Source organism: Paenisporosarcina macmurdoensis (genome assembly GCF_042658845.1).
Taxonomy (GTDB): domain Bacteria; phylum Bacillota; class Bacilli; order Bacillales_A; family Planococcaceae; genus Paenisporosarcina; species Paenisporosarcina macmurdoensis.
On record NZ_JBHSRI010000018.1, the window covers coordinates 272201 to 298002 of the forward strand.

Annotated in this window: 27 protein-coding genes, 1 pseudogene and 1 other annotated feature; of the genes and pseudogenes, 26 read left to right on the forward strand and 2 right to left on the reverse strand. The window is 36.9% G+C overall.

Features of this window, described 5'->3' with window-relative positions:
* Positions 1-4: 4 nt before the first annotated feature.
* Positions 5-218 (reverse strand) — a binding site (T-box leader).
* Positions 219-358: 140 nt separating this feature from the next.
* From ACFPYN_RS11110 to argH, 16 genes are all read left to right on the forward strand, one after another.
* Positions 359-724, forward strand: coding sequence for a hydrogenase maturation nickel metallochaperone HypA/HybF (locus ACFPYN_RS11110; RefSeq protein WP_377734186.1), 366 nt, complete (start codon positions 359-361; stop codon positions 722-724).
* Positions 714-1373: a hydrogenase nickel incorporation protein HypB gene (gene hypB, locus ACFPYN_RS11115; RefSeq protein ID WP_377734188.1), complete on the forward strand. Its 660-nt coding sequence runs from the start codon at positions 714-716 to the stop codon at positions 1371-1373. Before ACFPYN_RS11110 ends, hypB begins: the two co-directional genes overlap by 11 nt.
* Positions 1358-3664: a carbamoyltransferase HypF gene (gene hypF / locus ACFPYN_RS11120; protein ID WP_377734189.1), complete on the forward strand. Its 2307-nt coding sequence runs from the start codon at positions 1358-1360 to the stop codon at positions 3662-3664. The genes hypB and hypF overlap by 16 nt, the downstream gene beginning before the upstream one ends.
* Before the next feature lie 15 nt (positions 3665-3679).
* Positions 3680-3913 (forward strand): HypC/HybG/HupF family hydrogenase formation chaperone, encoded by a 234-nt coding sequence (locus tag ACFPYN_RS11125; protein ID WP_377734191.1) that lies wholly within the window; start codon positions 3680-3682, stop codon positions 3911-3913.
* Positions 3888-4994, forward strand: a complete 1107-nt coding sequence (gene hypD / locus ACFPYN_RS11130) for a hydrogenase formation protein HypD (RefSeq protein WP_377734192.1) — start codon at positions 3888-3890, stop codon at positions 4992-4994. The genes ACFPYN_RS11125 and hypD overlap by 26 nt, the downstream gene beginning before the upstream one ends.
* 2 nt (positions 4995-4996) lie before the next feature.
* Positions 4997-6007, forward strand: a complete 1011-nt coding sequence (gene hypE, locus ACFPYN_RS11135) for a hydrogenase expression/formation protein HypE (RefSeq protein ID WP_377734193.1) — start codon at positions 4997-4999, stop codon at positions 6005-6007.
* A gap of 55 nt (positions 6008-6062) precedes the next feature.
* On the forward strand, positions 6063-6590 hold the full coding sequence (locus ACFPYN_RS11140) for a cytochrome b5 domain-containing protein (protein ID WP_377734195.1): 528 nt from the start codon (positions 6063-6065) through the stop codon (positions 6588-6590).
* A complete protein-coding gene (locus tag ACFPYN_RS11145; protein ID WP_377734196.1) occupies positions 6591-7496 on the forward strand; it encodes a hydrogenase small subunit in 906 nt (301 codons plus the stop codon). It abuts the gene before it with no gap.
* Positions 7489-8895, forward strand: a complete 1407-nt coding sequence (locus ACFPYN_RS11150) for a nickel-dependent hydrogenase large subunit (RefSeq protein WP_377734197.1) — start codon at positions 7489-7491, stop codon at positions 8893-8895. Before ACFPYN_RS11145 ends, ACFPYN_RS11150 begins: the two co-directional genes overlap by 8 nt.
* Positions 8895-9371: a hydrogenase maturation protease gene (locus tag ACFPYN_RS11155; protein ID WP_377734198.1), complete on the forward strand. Its 477-nt coding sequence runs from the start codon at positions 8895-8897 to the stop codon at positions 9369-9371. The genes ACFPYN_RS11150 and ACFPYN_RS11155 overlap by 1 nt, the downstream gene beginning before the upstream one ends.
* A gap of 300 nt (positions 9372-9671) precedes the next feature.
* Positions 9672-10085: a hypothetical protein gene (locus ACFPYN_RS11160; RefSeq protein WP_377734199.1), complete on the forward strand. Its 414-nt coding sequence runs from the start codon at positions 9672-9674 to the stop codon at positions 10083-10085.
* A gap of 111 nt (positions 10086-10196) precedes the next feature.
* Positions 10197-10637, forward strand: coding sequence for a hypothetical protein (locus tag ACFPYN_RS11165; RefSeq protein ID WP_377734201.1), 441 nt, complete (start codon positions 10197-10199; stop codon positions 10635-10637).
* Positions 10638-11061: 424 nt separating this feature from the next.
* Positions 11062-12006, forward strand: coding sequence for an MBL fold metallo-hydrolase (locus ACFPYN_RS11170; protein ID WP_377734203.1), 945 nt, complete (start codon positions 11062-11064; stop codon positions 12004-12006).
* Positions 11993-12745 (forward strand): SDR family NAD(P)-dependent oxidoreductase, encoded by a 753-nt coding sequence (locus ACFPYN_RS11175; RefSeq protein WP_377734204.1) that lies wholly within the window; start codon positions 11993-11995, stop codon positions 12743-12745. Before ACFPYN_RS11170 ends, ACFPYN_RS11175 begins: the two co-directional genes overlap by 14 nt.
* A 158-nt stretch (positions 12746-12903) precedes the next feature.
* Positions 12904-14112: an argininosuccinate synthase gene (locus ACFPYN_RS11180; RefSeq protein ID WP_377734206.1), complete on the forward strand. Its 1209-nt coding sequence runs from the start codon at positions 12904-12906 to the stop codon at positions 14110-14112.
* Complete coding sequence (gene argH / locus ACFPYN_RS11185) at positions 14109-15479, forward strand: argininosuccinate lyase (RefSeq protein ID WP_377734208.1); 1371 nt, start codon at positions 14109-14111, stop codon at positions 15477-15479. Before ACFPYN_RS11180 ends, argH begins: the two co-directional genes overlap by 4 nt.
* A 60-nt stretch (positions 15480-15539) precedes the next feature.
* Here argH and ACFPYN_RS11190 read toward each other — a convergent pair whose 3' ends face one another.
* Positions 15540-16802, reverse strand: a complete 1263-nt coding sequence (locus tag ACFPYN_RS11190) for a TolB family protein (RefSeq protein ID WP_377734210.1) — start codon at positions 16800-16802, stop codon at positions 15540-15542.
* 242 nt (positions 16803-17044) lie between these two features.
* Between ACFPYN_RS11190 and ACFPYN_RS11195 the strand changes: the two genes are divergently transcribed.
* From ACFPYN_RS11195 to ACFPYN_RS11220, 6 genes and pseudogenes are all read left to right on the forward strand, one after another.
* Positions 17045-17251: a DNA-binding protein gene (locus ACFPYN_RS11195; RefSeq protein ID WP_377734211.1), complete on the forward strand. Its 207-nt coding sequence runs from the start codon at positions 17045-17047 to the stop codon at positions 17249-17251.
* A 90-nt stretch (positions 17252-17341) separates the two neighbouring features.
* Complete coding sequence (locus ACFPYN_RS11200; protein ID WP_377734212.1) at positions 17342-17764, forward strand: DUF1801 domain-containing protein; 423 nt, start codon at positions 17342-17344, stop codon at positions 17762-17764.
* Positions 17765-18283: 519 nt separating this feature from the next.
* Positions 18284-19099: pseudogene (locus ACFPYN_RS11205) on the forward strand (SMI1/KNR4 family protein).
* An 87-nt stretch (positions 19100-19186) separates the two neighbouring features.
* Positions 19187-19525, forward strand: a complete 339-nt coding sequence (locus ACFPYN_RS11210) for a hypothetical protein (protein WP_377734213.1) — start codon at positions 19187-19189, stop codon at positions 19523-19525.
* 792 nt (positions 19526-20317) lie between these two features.
* On the forward strand, positions 20318-21133 hold the full coding sequence (locus ACFPYN_RS11215) for a sugar nucleotide-binding protein (protein WP_377734215.1): 816 nt from the start codon (positions 20318-20320) through the stop codon (positions 21131-21133).
* 197 nt (positions 21134-21330) lie between these two features.
* On the forward strand, positions 21331-21669 hold the full coding sequence (locus ACFPYN_RS11220) for a hypothetical protein (RefSeq protein ID WP_377734216.1): 339 nt from the start codon (positions 21331-21333) through the stop codon (positions 21667-21669).
* 606 nt (positions 21670-22275) lie between these two features.
* Here ACFPYN_RS11220 and ACFPYN_RS11225 read toward each other — a convergent pair.
* Positions 22276-22914 (reverse strand): TraX family protein, encoded by a 639-nt coding sequence (locus ACFPYN_RS11225; RefSeq protein WP_377734217.1) that lies wholly within the window; start codon positions 22912-22914, stop codon positions 22276-22278.
* 252 nt (positions 22915-23166) lie between these two features.
* Here ACFPYN_RS11225 and ACFPYN_RS11230 point away from each other — a divergent pair, with 252 nt between their 5' ends.
* From ACFPYN_RS11230 to ACFPYN_RS11245, 4 genes are all read left to right on the forward strand, one after another.
* Positions 23167-23526: a nuclear transport factor 2 family protein gene (locus ACFPYN_RS11230; protein ID WP_377734218.1), complete on the forward strand. Its 360-nt coding sequence runs from the start codon at positions 23167-23169 to the stop codon at positions 23524-23526.
* A gap of 61 nt (positions 23527-23587) precedes the next feature.
* Complete coding sequence (locus tag ACFPYN_RS11235; RefSeq protein ID WP_377734219.1) at positions 23588-24616, forward strand: serine hydrolase domain-containing protein; 1029 nt, start codon at positions 23588-23590, stop codon at positions 24614-24616.
* Positions 24617-24675: 59 nt separating this feature from the next.
* On the forward strand, positions 24676-25131 hold the full coding sequence (locus ACFPYN_RS11240; RefSeq protein WP_377734221.1) for a GNAT family N-acetyltransferase: 456 nt from the start codon (positions 24676-24678) through the stop codon (positions 25129-25131).
* Between the two features lie 120 nt (positions 25132-25251).
* Positions 25252-25776, forward strand: a complete 525-nt coding sequence (locus tag ACFPYN_RS11245) for an AAA family ATPase (protein WP_377734223.1) — start codon at positions 25252-25254, stop codon at positions 25774-25776.
* Positions 25777-25802 lie beyond the last annotated feature (26 nt).

Below are 25802 nucleotides of genomic sequence, written 5' to 3' on the forward strand. Positions count from 1 at the left end.
CTAATAAAAGGACGAAAACACATGTTTCCGCGGTACCACCTTGTTTTGCTCAACATATGTGAGCACAACTTATCCCTTCATATCGTGAAGGCACGGCCATGTTTGCATGGCAGCTCCAAAGTAGGTTCATCATGTGAGCGGGAAGTGTGCCTTTCAGCCAGTGGACACACTCTCTACATTCCTTCAACACAATTACTAATCTTCATCAAAGCTTAAATGTTCTAAAGTAGTGAAATTATAGACTTACGGACTAAGTATTGTCAACCGCAACTTAGAAAGTGTTAATAATTGTTCTTCAGGTCTTTTTAATGAAATGAAGCATAATATTCATCAAGGATACTATGGAAGGTGATATCAAATGCATGAGATGTCGCTTATGTGGGAGATTATTAATCTCGTCTCTGAAGATGCTAGATTAAAGGGTATGAACCAAGTGAGTAAAATAGATGTGATTGTTGGAGACTTATCTAATGTGTTACCTGATAGTCTCGAATTAGCATTTTTGTATTTCCAAAATGATCATGTAAGCTTTATTGATGGAAGTACACAATTACATATTATTCAAGAGACGGCCAAAGCAAAGTGTCAAACTTGCCAGCTGGAGTTTGAGCCTGATTACCAAATAGCACTTTGTCCGAAGTGTGGACTCCCGAACTGTGTACTGATTTCTGGTGAAACATTTAGAGTTGAATCATACGAAGGACGTGATAAACGTGAAAATTAATATTCGAGAAGATGTATTAAAAGATCACAATATGGTAGCTAAGTTAAATAGAGAAACTTTTAAGGAAAGTAAGACGCTTGTTATTAATTTAATGAGCTCTCCAGGTTCTGGTAAAACGACTTTACTAGAAGAAACAATAAACTCTTTAAAAAATGAATATACCATTGCTGTTATTGAGGGGGATTTAGCCACAGACCTTGATGCACAACGATTAAGTTTGCTTGGAATTAATACAGTACAAATAAACACGGTTGGAGGCTGCCATCTTGACGCTCGGATGATTGCTAAAATATTACCTGAATTTGAACTTAATCGAATTGATATCCTGTTTATTGAGAATATTGGGAACCTAGTATGCCCATCTGGTTATGATTTAGGACAAGATTTCAAAGTAGTTGTCTTAAGTGTACCGGAAGGCAATGATAAAATACCGAAATATCCAGTCATGTTTAGACGTACAGATTTAACGATCATTAATAAAATCGATCTTCTTCCATATGTTACGTTCAGCTTAGAGCAAGCGAAAAAGGACTTAGCAGCAATCAACCCAGAAGCTCAATTGATTGGACTTTCCGCTCAAACTGGTGAGGGTATTGAAGACTGGATAAATTGGTTAAAGGATGCTTACCTACAATGCACAAAGCATTAAAAATAATGGTGACGGGACGGATACAAGGGGTTGGATTTCGTCCTTTTGTCTATTCGCTTTCAAAAAAATATGGCCTTACTGGGACAGTTCAAAATAACATTGGTTGTGTAATTATCGTGGTGGAAGGCAACGAAAAAAAGGTAGCTGACATGGTAAATGAATTACAGATGTCTCCACCACCATTATCAAAAATTAATCAAATAACCATGAATCAAATTCCTCTTAATGGATACCAAGAGTTTTCTATTATTTCAAGTCAGATCAGTAGTAATTCTATTCCGTGGATGTCTCCAGATGCTGCTATTTGTAAAGATTGTCTTGAAGAATTGATGGACCCGAACAATCGCCGTTTTCAATATCCCTTTATTAATTGTACACAGTGTGGTCCACGCTATACCATTATCGACAGCCTACCCTATGACCGACCGAATACAACGATGAGAGAATTTGAAATGTGTCAGCAGTGCCGAGAAGAATATGAAGATCCAATGAACCGCCGACATCACGCTCAACCAATTTGTTGTCCAGTTTGTGGACCTATCGTTACCCTTCACAATCAACAAGGGGAATCATTAGCGGAACAACAACTAGCAGTACTACAGACAGTTGATTTGATAAAACAAGGAAAGATCATAGCTATAAAAGGAATAGGTGGCTACCACTTAGCTTGTGATGCTTATCAAGCGAGTGTTATTGACCGATTAAGACTTGCAAAAAAACGACCACAACGACCATTGGCTATAATGGTAAAGTCTTTAGACGTTGCAAAAAAGCTTTGTTATATGTCCACCAAAGAAGTGAAAATGCTGACAAGTTCAGAAATGCCGATTGTCGTTTTAACTAGACTAAAGGATTGTTTATTACCAGAAAATCTATCTCCAGGATTATCGACTCTTGGAATAATGTTACCCTACACACCTTTACATCATATGTTGTTTGAGAAAACTGGCTTGGAATGCATGGTAATGACTAGTGCTAATTCTTCTGGTCTTCCAATCCAATATAAAAATGATTCTGTCCATGCTTTACAAGACATGTGTGATTATTTTTTAACACATAATCGCGAAATCCATTTTCCGGTAGATGATTCTGTTGTTCAGTATACGGGAGAGGATATGCTTTACCTGCGCCGTGCTAGAGGGTTCGTTCCTGATCCTTTGAAAACAAATGCTAAAGTGGATGGAATAATTGCCTTAGGAGGGAATCAAAAAAGTACGTTTGCCGTTGGAAAGGAACAGTATATAGTGATGAGTCCTCATATTGGTGATTTAGAAAACGAAGAAATGATTCATTCCTTTGAAGAACAGCTTCATCATTTTAAAGATTGGCTTAGCGTGGAAGAACAGTATATAGCAGTTGATAAGCATCCGCTTTATGCATCAAACTCACTTGCCAAAAGGATGAAAAGTATAGTAATTCCCATTCAACATCACCATGCCCACCAAGTGTCTTGTATGGAAGATAACGGACTCGAGGAGCCTTGTTTAGGCATTATATTAGATGGAACTGGCTACGGTGACGATGGGCACATTTGGGGATTTGAATTTTTATACGGAAATGGACATTCATTTGAACGTCTTGCACATTTGCAATACACGCCTCTGCCAGGTGGGGAAAAAGCCGTGGAAGAACCATGGAGAAATGCAGTGGGCATGTTGCTTTATTTATGGCCAGAAGAAGGAAAAGAATTATCTCTAAAACTATTTCCTGAGAAGTCAAAGGAAATTAACATGATGGAAAGCATGGTAATCAATCAAATTAATTCGCCTATGGCAGGTACATGTGGCAGATTGTTTGATGCGATCAGTGCAATCCTTGGTGTTTGTGTAACGTCCACCTATGAAGGTGAAGCTGCCATCAAATTATCAGATCCAATGAATGGACTACATATGGAATCAGATGAGACGTATCCATTTCAATTACAAACAAACAGTGAAAATCTGCTTCAACTGGACTTATCTCCAATGATTTATCAAATCATTCAAGATAGATTTCACAAACAACCCATCACACAAATCATCCAGACCTTTCATCGGACAATCGTTTCTAGTTGTGTTCAAACGGTTCAAAAATTAGTGGAAAAAAGACCAGAATTAAATAAAACGGTCGTCCTTTCAGGAGGATCATTTCAAAACGTTTACCTTGTCAGGGAGATTCAAAAGCTACTTCAAAAAGAAGGCTTTACGGTCTATACACATAAAAACGTACCATGCCATGATGGTGGCTTGTCATTTGGACAAATAATAATTGCATCTCATGCTGTTAATAAAGTTCCGTTGGATAGTAAGTAAGGGTGGTGAAATTATATGTGTGTTGGAGTACCTGCAAAAGTAATCAAAATTGAAGAGCAAACAGCTTTAGTAGATGTTATGGGTTCTAGAATGTATGTTGGAATTATTTTTGTGCCAGATGTTAAGGAAGATGATTTTGTTTTACTTCATGCTGGGCAGGCATTGACCATAGTGGACGAAGAATTTGCTCAAGAGAGTATTGAAGAATGGAGGAACGTGTTAGATGGTAAACATGGAGGTCTTTTCTGATCCGACAATTGCTCGCCATTCGCTAGAAGCAGTTATTCAGTTAGCGGAGAGATTTAAAGAGGAAAGAGGTAGAATTCCAGTATTCATGGAAGTATGCGGTTCACATACGATGGCATTTGCCAAATCAGGAATTAAAACTAGATTGAAAGATCATGTGGGGCTGATTGCAGGGCCAGGATGTCCGGTATGTGTCACTGATCAAAAATCGATTGATGCCATGATTCAATTATCTGAAGAACCTGACAGAATTCTTTGTACCTTTGGGGATATGATGCGTGTGCCAGGTTCTAAATTCACCTTGATGAAAGCTAAAACAGAAGGTAAGGATATCCGAGTCGTTTACTCCCCGTTAGATAGTGTGAAAATTGCAGAAGAAAATCCTGATAAGGAAGTCATTTTTTTAGGGATTGGTTTTGAGACGACCATTCCTATTCTTGCTCTTGCGATTCGCGAGGCAGAAAGGAAGGAATTAAAGAATTTTACCATCTGGATGACAACCAAATTAGTAGAACCTGTATTAAGAGTCCTGCTGGATTCAGGTGAAGTGAAAATTGATGGGTTTCTCTTGCCCGGACATGTTTCCATCGTTACAGGAAAACAGAGTTTCAATTTTTTAGCTGAAGAATATGAAACTTCGGGCGTTATAACTGGATTTGAACCCGTTCAATTGCTTAGTAGTATGTATAAACTGCTGGAGCTTCTTCTTGAAAAGAAAGTAGATATCATAAATGACTATACCTATGTTGTAAAAGAACAAGGCAATCTAGTTGCTCAAGATTTTCTTAAACACTATTTAGAACCTCATGACGAGGAATGGCGTGGTATGAGTGCGATCCCGAAAAGTGGATTAGTGCTTAAAGAAAAGTACGCTCAATTTGATGCAAAGAAGAAGTTTAAGGTTGTTATAGAAGAACCGAGAAAAACAAAATGTCGATGTGGTGAGATTATTCGAGGATTAATCACACCAGAACAGTGTGTTTTGTTTAATAAAGGGTGTACACCATCTAATCCAATTGGGCCTTGTATGGTTTCTACAGAAGGAACCTGTGCAGCCCATTATCAATACATGAGGGAGGAATAGACTTGGTTCAGCGAATTAGTTTAGCTCATGGGGAAGGGGGTGAATTAACTCACCAACTCATACAAAATGTATTTATTAAATCTTTTGGTCACCCAGAACATGCGCAACTTGATTCAGCCATTGTTACATGTCCTACACAGACTATCGCAGTTTCCACTGACAGTTACGTAGTCAAGCCCATTTTCTTTCCAGGAGGAAACATAGGAAAGTTAGCCATTACAGGTACGGTAAATGATTTAGCTGTAAGTGGGGCTATTCCTCAAGTCATAACCGCTGCATTTATTATTGAAGAGGGCTTTCAACTGAATGAATTGAAAAAAGTCGTTGAAAGTATGGCAGCAGAAGCAGAAATTGCTAAAGTAAAAATCATAGCAGGGGATACAAAAGTAGTGGAAAAGGGTAGTGTCGATAGATTGTTTATTAATACTACTGGGATTGGAGAGATTAGACAAGAGCATCGAATCAATCCTGGAGCCATTCAAAAAGGTGATTGTGTAATTGTAAGTGGCACCGTTGGAGATCATGGTATAGCTATTCTAAGTGCACGACACGAACATGGCTTGTTCACCGATGTCGAGAGTGATTGTGCATCATTAAATCACCTAATACAAGAACTCTTAGAGGAAATCGATGGTATTAGAATAATGCGAGATCCTACTCGAGGTGGATTAGCCACAACATTAGTAGAACTATGTGAAGATTTCCATTTTACCGTTGAATTAGACGAAGTTTCTATTCCCGTACGTAGGGATGTTCAAGGGGCATGTGATATTTTAGGTTTTGATCCGCTCTTTCTTGCAAACGAAGGAAAAGTAGTGATGATTGTAGACTCAAAAAATGCGCATAAAGTTCTTGCTAAAATGAAGGGAAATGTACTTGGAGAGAATGCTACAATCATTGGTCATATTGCTTCAAGTGATGAACAAACTGGTAAACTCCTTTTGAAAACCGCGATGGGTACTAGCAGACGACTTCACCGCCTGGCGGGTATGCTGTTGCCTAGAATTTGTTAATTTTCCAAAGTCTGATGCATAGAATAGGGTGTATCAGACTTAAGGAGAGGACCTAGTGCAAAATATTGCATTGCTAAGACTACAAATAACTAATCTTGTTACTCAGGCCCGTCACGATATCTTTACACTGTCGAACCAAGATGACCCCTCCATGAAACAACAGATCCTGCAACGTTTATGGGAAACCATGTCTTCTATCCATTTTCTTAGTGAGCTATTAGCTAATCAAGCTATGACTACTATGAGTTTGCCCCCTACCCAACAACAATTACCTGTTGATTTGAGGAATACCAATCAACAACAAATTTCACCAAATACACCCTCACCGAACCAAACTTCTCAGCAAACCAATCAACGGACCTTTTCAATTGAAGAATTAGCCAATTACGATGGGAAAAATGGTAGAGCGGCTTATGTTGCGGTAGACGATATAGTTTATGATGTGACGAATAACAGAGCATGGGCAGCCGCTAGTCATTTTGGATTAACAGCAGGAAAAGAATATTCAGGGGAATTTGCATCGTGTCACGCAGGACAACAATCGATTTTAGATACATTACCAGTTGTGGGGAGGTTAGGTTAAATGAAACCATATATTTTACCACCAGAGCCGATGACTAATGAAGCGATTTCTTCAAGGTTAACAAATACTGTTATGACTAATATTGATAAGGGATTAATTAAGAAAAAAAACTTAGTTTACTTAGAGTTAAATGGATGTTCTGGAAATATCATTTCTTTGTTAAATGGGCAAAATCCCGACTTTGAATATACATTAAATTCAATGGTGAATCTTCGCTATTGTAATAGTTTAATGGCGTCCGAGGGAGATCGAGCCATAGAGAAACTAATGAATACGCTTGATGAGGATTTTATTTTAGCAGTTGAAGGTGCTGTTGCATTGAGAAATAACGGTTTATACAATGTAATCGGAAGCTGGGAAGGAAAACCTTTGACTGGTCTTCAAGCAGCGAAAATGTTTGGAGAGAGAGCTTCACATATTTTAGCGGTAGGAGCTTGTGCGACCCATGGTGGTGTATCTGCGGCCAAACCAAATCCATCCCAATCTGTGGGATTACAAAAAGTTCTTCCTCAAAAGAAAATGATTAAACTACCAGGGTGCCCTGTTCATCCAGATTGGTTTTTAGGGACATTAGCTCATCTCTTACTTTACGGGGAGCCAGAGACTGATAACATGGACCGACCATTAATGTTTTATAGTTCACTTATTCATGACAGATGTCCAAGAAGGCCATTTTTTGACCGGGGTATTTTTGCTGAGAAATTAGGAGATAAAACTTGCTTGTTTAAACTAGGGTGCCGTGGTCCAGTTACAAGAGTTGATTGTCCAACGCGGCAATGGAATGGTCATGTGAACTGGCCGATTGGAGATGACACTCCTTGTATAGGTTGTGCTCAATTCGGTTTTCCAGATGCTATGGCTCCATTCATAAGCTACGATACGACAAAAGTGGTGAAGAATGAGTAAAAAAATTATTATAAATCCTTTGACGCGAATTAGCGGTTTTATGGAGATCGATGTAACCATAGAGAATAATCAAGTGATTGATGCCCAAACGAAAGGGAATTTATTTCGAGGGTTTGAGCAAATGTTAGTAGGAAGAAATCCATTTGACGCAGTATATTTCACGCAACGAATATGCGGTATTTGCTCAGCAGCACATTCTATGGCTTCATCATTAGCCTTAGAAGATGCTCTAAACATTCAACCAATGGAACAAGGAAGGTACTTAAGAGACATTATTCATTGCTGCGAGTTTTTACAAAATCATATCCGACATTTCTATCAGTACACCGTTCCTGACTTTGTGAAGATTGAACAAAATCCACTTCTACTTTCAGACCATGACGATTTCCGATTACCAAAAGCAATAAATGATCGAATTTCTCAGCACTACTTTGATTCACTTCCAATAAGTCGGCTTGCGCATCAGATGTTAGCGGTATTAGGGGGAAAAGCTCTCCACAATCACGGAGTCTTTATTGGAGGCATTGCTACCCAGGCAACAGCAGAAAAAGTTGTTCATATTGATTCTATTTTACAAAAAGTTAGTCAATTTATTAATGAAAAAATGATTCCAGATGTCTATGATATCGCTCACTATTATCAGGAATATTTTCACCTAGGAAAAGGCTACGGTAATCTTCTAACATATGGTTCATTTAACGATTATAAAGACCTTGGAACGTTGTATGTTGACCCACTAGTAGCAACATCTAAATCTGTTGAAAAATTTGATGAAAATAAAATACAAGAAAAAATTGATTACTCATGGTATACGGCAAAAACAAGCTCAAATCAACCAAATGTAGCAGTTACAGAGCCTGATATGGATAAAGAAAAAGCATATTCTTGGGTGAAAGCACCTAGATACGACAATCTACCCTTTGAAGTTGGTCCACTGGCAAGATTAATATTAAGTGGTGTGTATGACAATAGAATCTCAGCAATGGATCGAACCATTGCTAGAGCAATTGAAGCTAAGAAAATAGCAGAAATCATGAAGATTTTATTACAACAAATTATTCCTGGGGTAGATGTACAAAAGAAATATGAACTTCCTGAAGAAGCAGCAGGCAGAGGCTTAGTCGATACAACGAGAGGCGCACTAGGGCATTGGCTTGGAATTCAAGATAAAAAGTTATCATTCTATCAAATAATAACGCCATCAACATGGGACTTTTCCACTCGAGACAATAATGGCTACAGAGGTGTTGCTGAAGAAGCATTAATAGGTACACCTATTCAAAATCCCGACAAACCTGCAGAGATTGGAAGAATTCTTCGATCCTTTGATCCGTGTATGTCGTGCGCGACTCATGTATACAGTCCAGGAAGACAAGTAAAAACGATCAAGGTGTTTTAATGGAAAGAATTATCGTATTGGGCATTGGCAATCAATTAATGATGGATGATGGTATTGGAATTAACCTTGTGGAGGAACTGGAGAAACTTGATACAACATCAAACATTCATTATTTAATTGGGGAATCAGATATTGATTATTGTATCGAAAAGATTGAAGAAGCTACATATACTATTATTCTTGATGCTGTCTATTCAGGCAAAGAAACTGGAGAGCTATCAATTTATCCTCTCGCAAATGTACATGAATATCAAACACTTGATATTTCACCACATAATCTACATTTATTCCAAATGTTGTATCAACAAAGAAATACAATTAAAGGGGTTCTCATTGGAATAGAGCCTTATGAAATTAGTTTCCACATAGGCATAAGTCAGAATATAACTGAAAAATGGGATCAGATTTTAATGGAAGTAAAAAAGACGATTATGGCCCTAATTGCAAAAGAGAAAGAAATGATTGTATCGGAGTAGGTAAAAATAGTGTCAACAGAGAATGCCTATATAACTTATAACCCGTTCCGTTTTGGATCACTTTTTCTGAAATAAACGGTCAAATCGAACCCGCTTTATTTTTAAGAAAACAGTCAAATAGAACCTGAATTAGCACCTCATTTCGAGGTGCTTTTATAATAAACAGAAAATATAACAAGTTGCCTTAAAAGGGCAGCTGGAATAATGAAAGCGAATAATTCCTCTTTCGGGGTAATGTTAACGGGATATTCCCATTTGCTCAGACATATCTTTTAAAAAAACACAATAGGAGTTGTCTGTGTGAAGTTGGGGAAAATTAGTGTAATCGGAGTTGGTTTAGTTTTACTGGTCGTAGCATTGTTTATCTATACCCAGGACTCAAGAAAAGAAGAAAAAGCCTATAATCCTCCTCAAATGTCCCAAAAGCAATATGATGTCTTACTAAAAGAAGTAGATGACATTCAAAAACTCCTTGCTAAAAAAGGGGGGTTCTACGAACAAGTGGCTGAAGAAATGAAAAAAGAAGGATACAACTATTCTATTGCTGGAATAATATATTCTAAAGATGATATTAGACTTAACATTATAGTGCCAAATAACAACGTCGTTACTGCACAAGAACAAGAACAAGTGAACAAAATTTTTAAAGATGCGATTATAAAAAACAATTTGGACCCTTTGGCATTTAAAATCGAAGTAACTCAAGGGGGCTGATGACGAAGAATTACATGAATCAGAGGACTTAGTATAACGGAATGGATGAGGAAGTCGTTTTCGTATGTCTAATTACTATCAAATTTATAGTTAAAAGAAAGAGGATGAAAATTGAATCAAATCAAAAGTACTGAAAAAATGAACGAGGTGTCATTGTTGCGTCTTTATTTGCTGAGGGCGCTGTACCTACTTATCGTCGTGGGGCTCGCTATCGTGCAATGGCCGGAAGTCCTCCTTCAATTAATCCATCAGGAGAAGTCCTGGGATCTAATGGAAGGGGTGGTCGCCTGCATGTTGACCGCCTTTTCCGCGCTGTCAATCCTCGGCCTGCGGTATCCGCTTCAGATGCTACCTTTGCTTCTGTGGGAATTTGTTTGGAAGTCGATCTGGCTGATCGTCGTTGCACTCCCACTGTGGTCAGCCGGCCAAATGGACGAATCAACCTGGGCGACGGCCTCAGCCTGCTTGATAGTCCTGATTTTTCCTTTCGTCATTCCTTGGCGCTTTGTGTTTGCACACTACGTGAAGAAGCACGGGGATAGGTGGCGCTGAGGAAAGCTGTCCAGCGTAGCTCGCAGCTGCCACTGATCAGCCGAATGTGTAACGGTAAAGAAGCGCCTCCACCTCTCTCTGGTAGAATTGGTTTGTGTTTTAGTCAATTTTATTGAATTAGTGAAAAGCCGTACATCAATAAAGAATAGACATCCAATTGCATAGGTAATTGGGTGTCTATTCAGGGTTATAATTCAAGAAAAGTGATTCAAAACTGAACGGCTTATATAACTTATAGGGAATCTTCTTTTCGATTGCTCCATTTTAGCAATCAATGGAGCTAGTAATAGAACTGATGCACATTTTTAATTTAGAAATAAAAAATATAACGCTTCTAATTTACTTCAGTTATTTGAAAACGTGACGAGATCGGAGAAAACTTGTACAATGAGTGAATAGTGATTCATTTTAAGGAGAATGCCAATTGATACACAAACTAATTTTACCTACACCATTTGCAGTAGGAGACGTTAATGCCTATTTATTAAAAGGAGATTCTCTATCATTAATTGATGCAGGTCCTAAAACACCTGAAGCATATGAAGCATTAGAGCGCGGAATAAAAGAAGCGGGATATTCCTTTAGTGACATTGAACAAGTGTTTTTAACTCATCATCATCCTGACCATGCGGGCTGGATTGATGCATTCCCACAAGCCAAAGTGTATGGCCATGTTTATAATGACCTCTGGTTAACTCGTAATCCAGCATTTTTTGCCTATCATGATGAATTTTATTTGGAACGTTTAATAGAAGAAGGTGTACCTGAAAAATATCACTCGTGGGTAGAGAAAATGAAACGTCCTGTGTCTTTTCTCGGCAACCGTCCGCTTGATGTAACACTTGAAGAAGGCGATTTACTTCCAGGTCACCCAGGTTGGAGTGTCATTGAAACACTCGGACATGCGCAAAGCCATGTTTCTTTTTGGCATGCTGAAAACAGAGAGATGATTGGAGGAGATCATATATTAGAGAAGATCTCGTCTAATCCATTAATTGAACCCCCATTAGATCCGAGTGCTGGTCGCCCTCAGGCAATGCTCCAATACAACGAATCGTTAAAAAAAGTGTTAACCATGCCAGTAGAGAAAATCTATAGTGGGCATGGAAATGAAGTCTACAATGTACATGAACTGATTGTGCATCGTTTAGAAAGACAACATGATCGAGCGATGAAAGTACATGCGATGATAGGACAACAACCACTGACCATTTTTGAGATTACACAGAAACTATTCCCGAGTGTCTATGAAAAAGAACTTGGATTGACCCTTTCAGAAACAATCGGCCAAGTCGATTATCTCCTTGCAGAAGGACTAGCCATTGAGTCGCGCGATCAAAACGGAGTGTTTTCATATGCACAAGCATAAAACGGTTCTCGTTACGGGAGCTACTAGCGGAGTAGGAATGCAAGTTGCTAAAGACCTTCATGCAAAAGGATACAGTGTTTATGCAACTGGCCGTTCAAAAGATGCTCTTCAAGAACTTGAGACGCAAGGCATTCATGTCATCGAAGCGGACTTACTAGTAGAGGACTCACTGGACGACGTTATCAACCAATGTCCTGCTCTCGATATCGTTGTGTTTTCTGCGGGAGTTGGTACATTTGCATTAGCACACGATACAACGGATGAACAAATTGAACAGATGATGCGGGTCAACGTAACGGCACCTATGAAGTTAACACGTAGGATTTTACCTAGTATGATAGAACGTAAATCAGGACATATCATTTACATCGCTTCTCAGGCAGGGAAAATTGCAACGCCCAAGGCTTCTGTTTATGCAGCTACTAAACACGCCCTTCTTGGCTATGCGAATGCCACTCGAATGGAAGTACAGGGGCATGGTATTCATGTAACAACGATTAATCCAGGACCCATCGATACGCCATTTTTAGATTTGGCGGATTCTACGGGAACCTATAAAACATCATTAAAGAAGTTTTTATTGTCCGTAGAGGAAGTTTCAAATGCGGTTGTTCGTGTTATTAATCGTCCAGTTCGTGAAGTAGATTTGCCATGGTATATGGGCATTTCAAGTAAAGTGTACGGCATGGCACCAGGTATTATAGAACGCGTAGGTCGAGATTTTTTCATGAAAAAATAAACGTTCAAGAGAGCTGCCAAGTGGCAGCTCTCTTTTTTTGAATAGTTAAACTTTTTAAATGTATGAAAATACACTTGATTACATTTTTATCCCATGGTATCATTCGTGTATATTAATTCATAAAAGTTGAATAAACATACACTCAGGAGGAATGAAAAATGAATAAAAAAGTAGTTCTCGCATATTCAGGTGGTCTTGATACATCAGTTGCAATTCCGTGGTTAAAGGAACAAGGATATGATGTTATCGCAGTTTGTCTAGATGTTGGTGAAGGTAAAGATTTAGATTTCATTAAAAAGAAAGCTATCCAAGTTGGTGCTGTTGAAAGTTATATGATTGATGCAAGAGATGAATTTGCAAATGAATATGCATTACTTTCACTTCAAGCTCATACTTGGTATGAAAATAAATATCCATTGGTTTCGGCATTATCACGACCGCTAATTTCAAAAAAATTAGTTGAGATTGCACATCAAACGGGTTCACATGCTGTGGCACATGGTTGTACAGGAAAAGGGAATGACCAAGTCCGTTTTGAAGTTTCGATTAATGCATTGGATCCATCATTAGAAGTAATTGCGCCTGTACGTGCATGGGGTTGGTCGCGTGAAGAAGAAATTGATTACGCGAAGAAAAATAACATTCCAATTCCAGTGAATTTAGATAGTCCTTTTTCAATCGATCAAAACTTATGGGGCCGTGCAAATGAATGCGGCATTCTAGAAGATCCTTGGGCTACACCTCCAGAAGATGCGTACGATATTACGGTAGCTTTAGAAAATACGCCAGATACTGCAGATATTATTGAAATCACATTTAACCATGGTGTGCCTACTGAATTAAATGGTGTGGCACATTCGTTAACTGACCTAATTTTAGAAGTGAACAAGATAGCTGGGAAACATGGTGTTGGTCGTATTGATCACGTGGAGAACCGTTTAGTTGGTATTAAATCGCGTGAAGTGTATGAAGTTCCAGGAGCCCACACTCTATTACTTGCACATAAAGAGCTTGAAGACATCACGCTAGTAAAAGAATTAGCTCATTTCAAACCAGTGATTGAGAAAAAGTTAACGGAACTAATCTATGAAGGTTTATGGTTCTCTCCATTAAAAGTAGCGCTAGAAGCATTCATCAAAGAAACTCAAGTGTATGTAAATGGTGTGGTGCGTGTCAAATTATTTAAAGGCCATGCAATCGTTGAAGGGCGTAAATCTCCGAATTCACTATATGATGAAAAACTAGCAACGTATTCTACGAATGACGAGTTCAACCATGCATCTGCAGTCGGCTTTATTGAGTTATGGGGTCTACCAACAAAAGTACATGCTATGGTCAATAAAGGAGAAAAGAAGGTGTCTGTATGACGAAACTATGGGGAGGTCGTTTTCAAAAGTCTGCTGAACAGTGGGTCGATGAATTTGGGGCATCCATTGGTTTTGATCAACAGTTAGTAATGGAAGACTTAGCGGGAAGTATCGCACACGTAAAGATGCTCGGAGATTGCAATATTTTACCGGCAGATGATGTGATTGCTATATTGACTGGTCTTGAGCAGTTGAAAGAAAAAGCTGCAAAAGATGAATTGGTTTTTGAAGTTGCAAACGAAGACATTCATTTAAACTTAGAAAAACTCCTCATTGATTTGATTGGTCCTGTTGGAGGGAAACTTCATACAGGGCGCAGTCGTAATGATCAAGTGGCGACAGATGTGCATCTCTTTTTGAAAAATCGTGTACATGAAATTGTAGACAGCATAAAAGCATTTCAAAAAGCCATTGTTACTCAAGCTGAACAACATGTCGAAACCATTGCACCTGGCTATACACATTTACAACGTGCGCAACCCATTTCATTTGCCCATCATTTAATGGCATACTTTTGGATGCTTGAGCGAGATCAGGAGCGTTTGTCTGAATCGCTCAAACGTATTGACATCTCACCATTAGGTGCCGGTGCACTTGCAGGTACGACATTCCCAATTGACCGCCAAAAAGCAGCCAATTATTTAGGGTTTGAGCATGTGTACCAAAATAGCATGGATGCCGTGAGTGACCGTGATTTCATTGTAGAATTTTTAAGTAATGCATCACTTGTGATGATGCACTTATCTCGTTTTGCTGAAGAAATCATTCTGTGGTCGAGCCAAGAGTTTCAATTTATTGAACTCGACGATGCGTTCGCCACAGGCTCAAGCATCATGCCACAAAAGAAAAACCCTGATATGGCGGAATTGATTCGCGGTAAGACGGGTCGTGTGTACGGAAACTTATTTAGTTTGTTAACCACGCTAAAAGGTTTACCACTCGCGTATAACAAAGACATGCAAGAAGACAAAGAAGGCATGTTCGACACGGTTCAAACTTTGAATGGATCACTACAAATTTTCGAAGGTATGGTCCGCACGATGACGATCCATACGAAACGATTACATGAAGCGGTACATCAAGACTTTTCAAATGCCACAGAACTCGCAGATTACTTAGCGACGAAAGGCATGCCATTCCGAGAGGCACATGAAGTGACCGGGAAGTTAGTTTTCCTTTGCATTCAACGCAAGATCTTCTTGTTAGACCTAACACTTGAAGACTTACAAGAAGCAAGTCACTTAATTGAAGACGATATTTTTGACGTGTTGTCACCAGTGTCCGCGGTCAAGCGACGCAATTCACTAGGTGGAACAGGGTTTGATCAAGTACGATTACAAATTGAGAAAGCTAAGTCACTAATATAGCAATAAAAAATCCCACTTGTCTTTTTAGACAGGTGGGATTTTTCAATTATAGTAGGCAAGTTACTTTACTGGATAAAAACTATAGTCCAAAACATCTGGTATCCAAAGTTCTGCATTTCTTCCATTCGGATCAGCTATCCACAAATCCCCTTTTGCAGAGACAATGTCATTTTTTCTTAACCAGGTCAATTTATTTATTGAAGGTAAGAATATGGGATTGGAATCTCCTTGATCTTTTGGAGGTGTCGTTATTTTCATCTGTTTTTCTCCTGTTAGTGTCAAAAAATATAATGAAGGTTTTGGACGCTCTTTCGCATCATTTGACCATTCGCTTTCAGTAACCCTCGAAACAATGAGGGAGGTATCATCAACCCAAGTAAAATCCATTTCCGCATAGTTTTTAGGCGTAAGGTCAAACGTATAATAAGCAGGTGGTTCCGTTACTTTTAAATTCTTATTTTTAAACCCAAATACAATGCGTCCTCCACCCGCTATATACCCCAGGAAATCATGGTTATAAGCCCACTTTGGCGTGAATCCAAGAGCAACCTCATCAATTACAGTAAACTCTTTGCCGTCTACAGAAATCACACATAGCATCTCGCTATCCATCGCCCAAGAAGCAGTAGGAGACACAATAAAGGATATCCATTTTTCATTAGGCGAGAAAGTGATTGAACTTGCGGTAATCGAAGGTATTTTAATTTCACCCGTTCCTACTTCTTTAGGAATTTCAAAGAACCTCTTTACATTTTCTGTTAAAATTTCGATGTTTTGATAACCCTTCTCTATTGATATGGTGTAAAGAATCGGATTGGTCCATCCATCTGGGCGAAGAGAAGCACTAGAGGAAGCAATAAAACCTTTTCCATCCGGCTGCCATTCATAATCGCTTACACCTAGGGCGATATTATAAAAACTGTTTAGGTCAGATATATTTAAAACGGGACCACTCTGAAATGCGACAATATTTTCGTTTGGTGACCATTTTGGATTATATCCATCGTAGAAGATTTTAGTATGCTTTTTTGTATTTATGTCATAAACCCATAATTCATTTTGCGTTTCCTTATTTTCATTGATGTTTTCTGTCACTTCTTTTTGATAAAGAAGCATCTTCCCGTCCAAAGACCACTGAGGAGAATTAGAATATGATGCTTTTTTATCTGTCAGCTTTTCAATTCGTTTATTTTCTTTAATCCATAAAAACCCATCCTTAATAAAGGCTACTTTCACGCTTGGATTGTTCGGCTCTGCGTGTGCATGGATAATGGATGGAGAAATCAAACATAAGATAATAAGGATATGAAGTAATTTTGCCATATTAACACCTCTGATTCATATGTTCTCCCGAAAATGATAAATTAGGCATGAATGATAGCTAGTTTTTTGTTGCTTTATATCATTTGAGAAGTTACACATTTTTATATTATTCAAAGGCTTTAAAACAATCGAAGAAGGATTTATATGTGGAAAAGACGAATACCTTTATATTTAAGGGATGTTTGGAGTATGAGATGTAGAGCGCGTATTAAATGAGGATCTACCGGAAGGCAGGAGAAAACATGAGTAATATAAAAAGTGACCTTCCTACTAAATTAGCAAAGCCAGCACAACGAGCACTTGAGGGAGCTGGGTATTTGCGACTTGAGCAATTCACTAAACTTAGTGAAGTTGAGGTCTTGAAATTGCACGGTATGGGACCAAAAGCTCTTGAGCAAATTCGGCTTGCACTTAACGAGAGAGGATTATCTTTTGCCAATGGCTCTTAGAATTAGCCACATATTGAAATGTCTGAGAAGATTTGTTTAACAATCATGCAACTTAAAAAAGACTATATAGGATAAGGAGTGATTCCAATCATGTATGAACCAAAAACGAAACAAACAGAAGCTAGTGTCATAGAGTTCATTGAAAACGTCGAAAATATTAAAAAGCGTGAAGATGCATATAAATTATTAGATATTTTTACTGAAACGACAGGTTTTCCTGGAAAGATGTGGGGACCAAGCATCATTGGATTCGGTTCATATCACTATAAATACGAATCTGGCCACGAAGGTGATGCAGCACTTGTTGGTTTTTCGCCTCGCAAAGCAAAAATCAGTTTGTATTTTACAACAGATGAAGCTATCCAAGGGGATTTATTAAAAGACCTTGGAAAACATACGTCTGGCAAATCTTGTGTTTATATTAATAAACTAGCGGATATTGATGTAGATATCATGAAAGCTTTAATTAGCCAAACCGTCACTTTCATGCAAAACATATATCCGAGCCGTTAAAGAGCAGATCAATAAGCTCTTTATATCCTAAAGTACACTAAAAAAGTACTTAAAGATGCAAACTAAATTAATTATACGTTGGGCACGCCCCAAAAACTAACGAAAAATAGGCAATCGTGACGTCAATTCACCGACCTGTTGGGAATGAAAATATGTGTGGTGAGCAACTTGATGGACATCACTTTCGAAAAAATCGCAGGGATGTATAAATCGGTGGACTATCGAAACGTTTTTTTTGCGGGATTAATCAAAATTTGAATGTTCCTGTGTGGACACCTGCAGGGGCTTATTTAATCACATGGAATTTTCTCAAATGATTTGTTTTACCACTCCTATAAATTTAATGTTCTTTCATGGAACATGAAAAGCGAAAACTTCAAAATCCCGTCAACTCAACAATGTATATTCAAGGAACATGAAATGGATTATGGAAAAAAAGAAGTGTTATTCAGTAAGGTTTAGGGTGTAGTTAAATTCCTTAATTTTCTATATAATGAAAAAATAGAGGGGGTATTAATGATGAAACAAATTTGGAATTCTGATGTGCTAGACCAATATGAATTGAATCCACTGACACCCGAAAAAGTCGAGTCAGCTCAAAGCGAACTTAAAGTAAAACTGCCTGATTCTTATTTAAAATTATTAAAAGAGCAAAATGGGGGTTCTCTTTATCTGAATGCATTTCCCATTTCTTTCGAAGACGAAGACCATTTAGCAGTCGATTATTTACTTGGAATTGGAGAAAATAAAAGGGAAGGTATACAATAATCCGGTTATTTTATTAAGGAATGGGGATTACCAAAACGCATTGTCTTATTATGCGGAGATGGGCATACATGGATTGCGCTTGATTATCGAAAAGTTAATGAAAACCCTCCAATCATATATATAGACGTTGAACAGGAAATTGAAAAACAACTATCTTTGTCATTTGATGAGTTTGTTTCTAAACTTTATCATATTGAGCAATTAAATAATTTCGTTGTTTTTGAAGGGGATAAAACTGAATTTACATATAAAGAAGGAGAAAAAGCTTTTAAAGGCAATAGCCCAGGGATAGTTGGTAATGCTCTCCACTATTTCAGCAAAATTGATTGTGATGTAAATTGGTATATACATCAAATTGGAAAACTTGCAAAAAAGAAAGATGAATTCATTGTGCAGGACGCCGAAATGGCATTAATGAAAATCATAATCAATAAATATGATACACCAGGGACGAATACTGAGGGTATTCAAGAAATTGTGGCATATTTAAAAAGTCATCAGGATGATACGGTTCGAAATTATGCAAATAAATTACAGCGCTTAATCGATCAGAAAATAAATCAATAGATTTCGGAAAACTTCGATTCTTGATTTCGTCTGGATTTGGTTAAAACTTGTAATGACATGGATAGTTTAAATTAGGAGGGACCGTATATGGAGAATGATAAATTTGAAGATATTGAGTCTAAAATAGCTTTAATAACCTACTGTATATCAGAACTACATGAGATAATTAATACCGAATATAAATCACGAGCATACGAACTTTTAATGAATGGTTTTAATTCAAGAGAAATTGAATTAATTGACCAATATTTTTCGGAATGCTTAAGAAACCAAGTAGCACCCTCTTTTAACGATTTTAGAGAAACAGTCATTCGAATAACAAACAATCAACCTTTTACTATTGGATCAGCGGAAAAATTACTTTTAGCTTATAAGCACGAAAACCTTTTTATAAATGTGGTAAATAAAATTCTAAAAAATAAATAGAAAAATTTCATTTGGACTTAAATTCAAAAAGCAACACTTCGTTTCGAAATCGAACAAAATGGGGCTTTTTTCTTTCTATAGATGAACTTTTCATCCTAGTGTTAGTCAACCTATGATGTATAAGTGATACTATCCAATTAAATAAGTAAATCGCTGCTTTGCTGACTAATAACCCTTTTTCTGCACATACCTGCACGTTGGTACGTATTGGTTTGAAGTGTTCTTTTTTAAGCATCATGGAACAATAAATCCTTCATGAATAATATACAGGCTTGGGCTATTCCTACAAATCTGAAAAAGTGACGATTAACATCACGACGAGCATGAAACCATCGGATGAAGAGGAGAAAAAGACGGTTGCCAAAATCCGAAAAGAAATAACAGAATTCCTGGACAGCGAGGAAGTAAACACAAAGACAGCGAACCAGAAATATGAGCTGATTATCCACGACAAGAACGGCAAGGATTTTCCTTTTTAATTAATCAAGCAAATTATAAAACTCGCTAATTATGGGGGTGTCTCATACTCATAGAAAAGTGCTGCCTTTAACTTTTTTAATGCGCTTTTATTATGAATGAGGAAGTTGAATACTTCCTCATTGTGGTGTTATGTCAACCTAGGATGTATGCGCTATACAAATTGGTTCACGTATTGAACCGAGGGGGTTGGGGGACGAATGAACCCGTATACCAACTAAAATGACAGGTATGTTGAAGAAGGATACTTTTAATAATATGGAGAAATAAGCAAAGCATGTGGATTTTCTATTTAATTAAAAGGGAGGTTTTACTTTGAAGAAATTACTTATTCTTGGAGCAAGTGGATTGGTTGGGAAAGCATTAGTTGAAGAATGCAAAGACGGTTTTGATGTTTATGGAACCTACTCTTCATCATCTTTGAAAATGCCTGGAGCTAATCAGTATCGATTACAGATTAACGAAATTGATAAGATGAAAGACATAGTTGAATCAATAAAACCTGACCCAGTAATCTCGTGTTTGAGGGGTGATTTCAATCAACAATTGATATTTCATAAAGAGTTAGCTTTAAAAATAAAAAATATAGAAAGTATATTGTACTATTTTTCAACTGCAAATGTTTTTGATGGGGATTTTTCTGAGCATCATTCAGAGTTAGACACTCCTAACGCAACTTCACCTTATGGGAAATTCAAAATTAACTGTGAAAATACATTGCAGGAAATATTAAATGAACGTGCAGTTATTCTTAGAATACCTCAAATATGGGGAGAGAAATCTCCGAGAATGGATATTATTAAATCTGGAATCGAGAACAATCATATTGATGTATATAGTAATTTAGAATGTAATAATCTATCCGATACGTTACTAGCAAAACAGTTAAAATACATTATGGAAAATAAACTTAACGGGATTTTTCATCTTGGTTCTGTAGATATGATGACACATGAACGATTTATTGAAAAATTAACTAAAAGTCTTACTTACAAAGAACTTCATTTCAACCATAGCTTGTTTCAACAAATTACTGATAACTGTTATTTTGGGTTAAAAAGTTATAGAAATGATATTCCTAAGAGTTTGCAAAAGACAAACGAGGAAATTATTTCAGATTTAGTTAGTTGAGTAAGGAGTATGAAACCATTGGCGTTGTCGCGCCTTCGGTTTTTTATTTTGCCTTACTGATCTCAAACCTATTTCATCCATCTTATTTTCAATTTCTCTTCCTTTGCGAACTGAAGGTAATCACTTCTTCAACCGGATGTTATGTCAACCAGTAGGTATTGTTAGGTGAGTTCATTCAAATTGAGGAGGTAATGAAATTGAGAATAATAGGAACAATCTTGGGAGTTATAGCTGGTGTATTTAGTATTTTTTTGTGGATTATGCTAGTTTTTTATAACCCTTATACAGGTTCAAGTTCTGAAGATGTGGCAATCAATACATTTTTTACGTTATGCCTTCCTGCTTGTTTAGCTATCACTTCTTCTTTCATGAATAAAAAATACCTCATGTTAATTGCATTTATTTGGTCATTACCGATTAGTTTGTATGTAATGCTTACACCTGGTATCTTTGCTTGGTTCATTGTCCCATGTATTACTTATTTCATTTGTTTCTTATGTTTTTCCCCAAGAATAAAAGCGAAAGTAATTCATTAAGTATATTCCAGTAATTGGGACGATGGAATATAAGAGTAGTCGCTATTTGCACTAACGAGTGCTTAGTTGAATAACCAAGTACCATAGGAAAACTTACTAACTAAAATAAAAACGCTGCATTTGGCCAAATTCGGTCGAATGCAGCGTTTTTCAGTTTGGGAAATGGTCGATGACGACTAAAGAGCTACGGTTAAAATATCAATCTTGACGAAACAAGAAAGGAATTGAATATGGACTGACTCACTTGATTTAAAATATTCAGTCGTGCACCTATACTTAGTTTCGTATACGTTATTGAACATTGATTGTTGAACGAGTTCTTGAACATTAACGAAATAGTTAACCCTCAGAAAACACTGTAAATATAGGGTGTTCATTAATTCCTGGTTTTCTGAACAAAACCTTGCTAGTTTGTGTGGTAACTTACATCCTACACGAATCTGTCATGAGTTTTTCTATTGGTGTTTCACTTTATATTACAATCCGTACATACAAAACGCACCGCATAATACGATGCATTCATTTTCAAATGTGAAATTTTGCGAACGAAACGGGAACCGTTACTATCTTTTGCTATGAACTACATAAAGCTTTCAAATTATTTCACTATCCATAAATCAATAATGATAAGAGATACAAAATCAATAAATGAGCTGGATAGAAAGCTCGGTAGAAAAGTCTAGGAATTTTCACTTCAGGTAAGTAATTGTTAAAAATAATAATAACCGTCGCAATGATACTGAATGACTGTATCGAATGCCAAGATTCAAAATAAGTAAAACTATATAGAACATCTAAACTTAAATGACCTATCACTAGAGCTACAGGTCTTTCTTTTAGAAAATAATAAAGTAAAAACAGTAAGTATCCATACATACCGTAGTCTGTGAAATCTGAAATAGGTAGCATGATGAGACCTAATATCACGAGGATGAAAATTCCCCAAATCCGACTAACTTTTTCATACAGTACAACTGCACTTGCTCCGTATAATAAGGTGAAGATTACGTTTAATGTATAGATTTCGAATAGGAGCGTAAAAGGAATTTGTGCTAATACCGCAATACCGACTAATCTTTTAAAGTAAGTAGACCTATTTCTCGTTAATGTTAACCCCCTCACTAACAGGAACGTGTAAACAGGAAATGCAATTCTTCCTATGGTTCTCCAAGTTAGATCACCTGGGAAAAATTCATATCCGATATGATCAATTAACATGGTTATTATCGCTATCCATTCCAACATTATAAAGACCTCATTTGCTAATAAATTAGATTTATTATATCGGTTAAAATTAAATCAAAACACACTAATCCAGGTCTCATGTTGATATTCATATTTTATAACAGTTGTCAGGATATGTACTTATTTTCTAATATTCATTTCTTTAATTATATATTGTCTTTTGAAGAAAAAGGGAAATATGTTTACTTGTAGAATTATATAAAATAGACGATGTGAACCCATACATCAAATTAACGAAAAGAGGACTGAATAATGTCTGATCAAGTACATTTAAAAGAACATCTATTACAGCTAGAAGAAAAATTATTGTTACCTGAAATACGTACTTCACGTGAAGAACTTACAAATTTACTTGCAAGCGATTTTTTCGAGTTTGGAAGTTCCGGAACAGTATGGTATAAAAATGGAATTGAGGTTGATGGTATTGGCGTTGTAAAGATGACATTAAGTGAGTTTGAAATTCATCAACTATCAACAAATACAGTGTTAACCACTTACCGAATATATAACGAAATAAAAATGCAGCATACATTGCGTAGTTCCATATGGAAATTCAGTGATGGCAAATGGAAAATGTTTTTCCATCAAGGGACACCCACTCAAACACAATAAAACGGGTTTATCATTTCATACTGTTGTGGTGCTAGAGAAGATTCTAAATGGGGGAACACAAATGAAACGAAACATTATTAATAAAATACATAACTTGCAAAGTAATAATCAGTTCTCGGGGACAGCATTTGTTAAAAATGGAGACCAGGTTTTAGTAGATGTAAGTTACGGATACGCAAATCGTTCTGAACAAATTAAAAATCAAACAGAAACTCGTTATGGTATAGCTTCAGGCTGTAAGCTCTTTACTTCAATCGCAATTTGTCAGCTTGTAGAGGAAGGGAAAATTTCCTTTGACTCTACTTTAAGAGACTGTCTAGATGTGAACTTTCCGCATTTTGCCGAAACGATTACGATTCATCAGTTGTTAACTCATACTTCTGGAATACCTGATTATTTTGATGAAGAAGTAATGGATGATTTCGAGGAATTGTGGATTAAAAATCCAATGTATCATATTAGGTGTTTGAAAGACTTTTTACCTTTATTTCAAAATGAGAACATGAAATCTGCAGCGGGCGAGCGTTTTCACTACAATAATGCAGGATATATATTGCTGGGTTTGGTCGTCGAACAAGCAAGTGGACTTGTCTTTACTGACTACGTCGAGAAACGGATTTTTAAAAGAGCAGGCATGTTGGATTCTGGGTACTTTGCTTTTGATTCTCTCCCAGAAAGGGTTGCTATAGGTTACATTGATAATGCTGATGGGACATGGAAAACGAATATTTATTCATTACCAGTAAAAGGAGGGTCGGATGGTGGAGCATTTGTGACAGTAACAGATATGGTGAAGCTTTGGGAAGCTCTGATGAATAATCAACTGATAAACGAAGCACTTACCAATCAGTTACTTACTTCTCACACCCAAGTCAAAGAAGATAGCTTTTATGGTTATGGATTATGGATAAAGAAAAATGGAAATTTGATATCGAAGTATCATATTATGGGCTATGATCCTGGAGTTAGCTTTCATTCGGCTTATTATCCTGATTCTTCATTCAAAGTGATTGTATGTTCAAACAAGTCGGAGGGTGCATTTGACATAATGAACGCAATTGAAGATGAATTGTCAAAAGTGAAAATCTAAAAGGGAATGTGGGATGGCTTTTAAAGTCCTGTTGTAAACCGTGCAAAGTTGGTGTTTATATGAAGAAAGTTAATTCTAAACCTATCCACTCGTCAATAAGGGAACTCCTTTCGTATGCAACCTCTGAAGGAGTTATTGATTTAGAATATCAAAATTACTTGCAATCAATTAATTTGAATTTATATACCATGGAGTCAAATGGAGAATCAATTGGTTGTATTGGCTTCGAGTTTATTAGTTCTAATCATTGTAAGATAAAACATATTGCAGTATCTCCTGCGGAAAGAGGAAATGGTTTAGGGAGGAAAATGATTACATTCATTTGTGATAAATACTCAGTAAGCTTGATTTCTGCTGAAACAGATAGAGATGCAGTAAATTTTTATAAAAACTGTGGATTCAAAATAATCAACTTGGGCGAGAAGTATCCTGGGGTTAATCGGTTTTTGTGTGAATTAAGAAGAAATAAGTCTTCTATAGCTTTTAAAGTATTGGATCGTGAAGCAGATATTTAGAATAATTCGATTTATGGTATTTACGTTCTGATCTAAACATCAATAAAGATATATATAGCTAGTTTAGCGTGAATATTTCTTCAACTACATTACATAAGCATCAAAAAGGATGTGTTCACTTTGTTTTTTCTTCAAATGTCTGGATTTCCAGGTTCTGGAAAATCGACTCTGGCTCGGCGAATTTCAAAAATAACAGGAGCAGTCATTATTGACCACGATATCGTCAAATCTGCATTATTAGAATCATTAGATACTGATAATATCGACTCGAATGCTGCTGGTAAAATAGCCTACGATATCGATTGGTCATTAATCGATTTTCAATTGTCTCAAGGTCAAAGCACAATATTAGATAGCCCATGCTTTTATACCGAAATGGTGGAAAAGGGCATAAGGATGACAGAGAAATATCTGGCCACATACAAATATGTTGAATGTTATCTTAATGAAATTTATGAAATTGAACGTAGAATAAAAAATCGAACACCTATGATTAGTCAAATTCAACAGGTTCCCTCTGAGAAGTCATTTATGGAATGGGTGAATAAAAGTAAAAAACCATCAGACCTCCAATGTCTTAGAGTCGATTCTGGAAAACCTATAGAAAAATACATAGATGAGGTTATGTTGTATATCAATAAATAACGTATGCCAACATTCATTTAGGAGTG

Coding starts and splice junctions, on each gene's coding strand:
- ACFPYN_RS11190 (WP_377734210.1), bottom strand. CDS start 16,802: ATGGCAAAATTACTTCATATCCTTATTATCTTATGTTTGATTTCTCCA.
- ACFPYN_RS11110 (WP_377734186.1), top strand. CDS start 359: ATGCATGAGATGTCGCTTATGTGGGAGATTATTAATCTCGTCTCTGAA.
- ACFPYN_RS11155 (WP_377734198.1), top strand. CDS start 8,895: ATGGAAAGAATTATCGTATTGGGCATTGGCAATCAATTAATGATGGAT.
- ACFPYN_RS11195 (WP_377734211.1), top strand. CDS start 17,045: ATGAGTAATATAAAAAGTGACCTTCCTACTAAATTAGCAAAGCCAGCA.
- ACFPYN_RS11150 (WP_377734197.1), top strand. CDS start 7,489: ATGAGTAAAAAAATTATTATAAATCCTTTGACGCGAATTAGCGGTTTT.
- argH (WP_377734208.1), top strand. CDS start 14,109: ATGACGAAACTATGGGGAGGTCGTTTTCAAAAGTCTGCTGAACAGTGG.
- ACFPYN_RS11200 (WP_377734212.1), top strand. CDS start 17,342: ATGTATGAACCAAAAACGAAACAAACAGAAGCTAGTGTCATAGAGTTC.
- ACFPYN_RS11175 (WP_377734204.1), top strand. CDS start 11,993: ATGCACAAGCATAAAACGGTTCTCGTTACGGGAGCTACTAGCGGAGTA.
- ACFPYN_RS11240 (WP_377734221.1), top strand. CDS start 24,676: ATGAAGAAAGTTAATTCTAAACCTATCCACTCGTCAATAAGGGAACTC.
- ACFPYN_RS11230 (WP_377734218.1), top strand. CDS start 23,167: ATGTCTGATCAAGTACATTTAAAAGAACATCTATTACAGCTAGAAGAA.
- ACFPYN_RS11125 (WP_377734191.1), top strand. CDS start 3,680: ATGTGTGTTGGAGTACCTGCAAAAGTAATCAAAATTGAAGAGCAAACA.
- ACFPYN_RS11145 (WP_377734196.1), top strand. CDS start 6,591: ATGAAACCATATATTTTACCACCAGAGCCGATGACTAATGAAGCGATT.
- ACFPYN_RS11210 (WP_377734213.1), top strand. CDS start 19,187: ATGGAGAATGATAAATTTGAAGATATTGAGTCTAAAATAGCTTTAATA.
- ACFPYN_RS11235 (WP_377734219.1), top strand. CDS start 23,588: ATGAAACGAAACATTATTAATAAAATACATAACTTGCAAAGTAATAAT.
- hypF (WP_377734189.1), top strand. CDS start 1,358: ATGCACAAAGCATTAAAAATAATGGTGACGGGACGGATACAAGGGGTT.
- ACFPYN_RS11180 (WP_377734206.1), top strand. CDS start 12,904: ATGAATAAAAAAGTAGTTCTCGCATATTCAGGTGGTCTTGATACATCA.
- hypD (WP_377734192.1), top strand. CDS start 3,888: ATGGTAAACATGGAGGTCTTTTCTGATCCGACAATTGCTCGCCATTCG.
- ACFPYN_RS11225 (WP_377734217.1), bottom strand. CDS start 22,914: ATGTTGGAATGGATAGCGATAATAACCATGTTAATTGATCATATCGGA.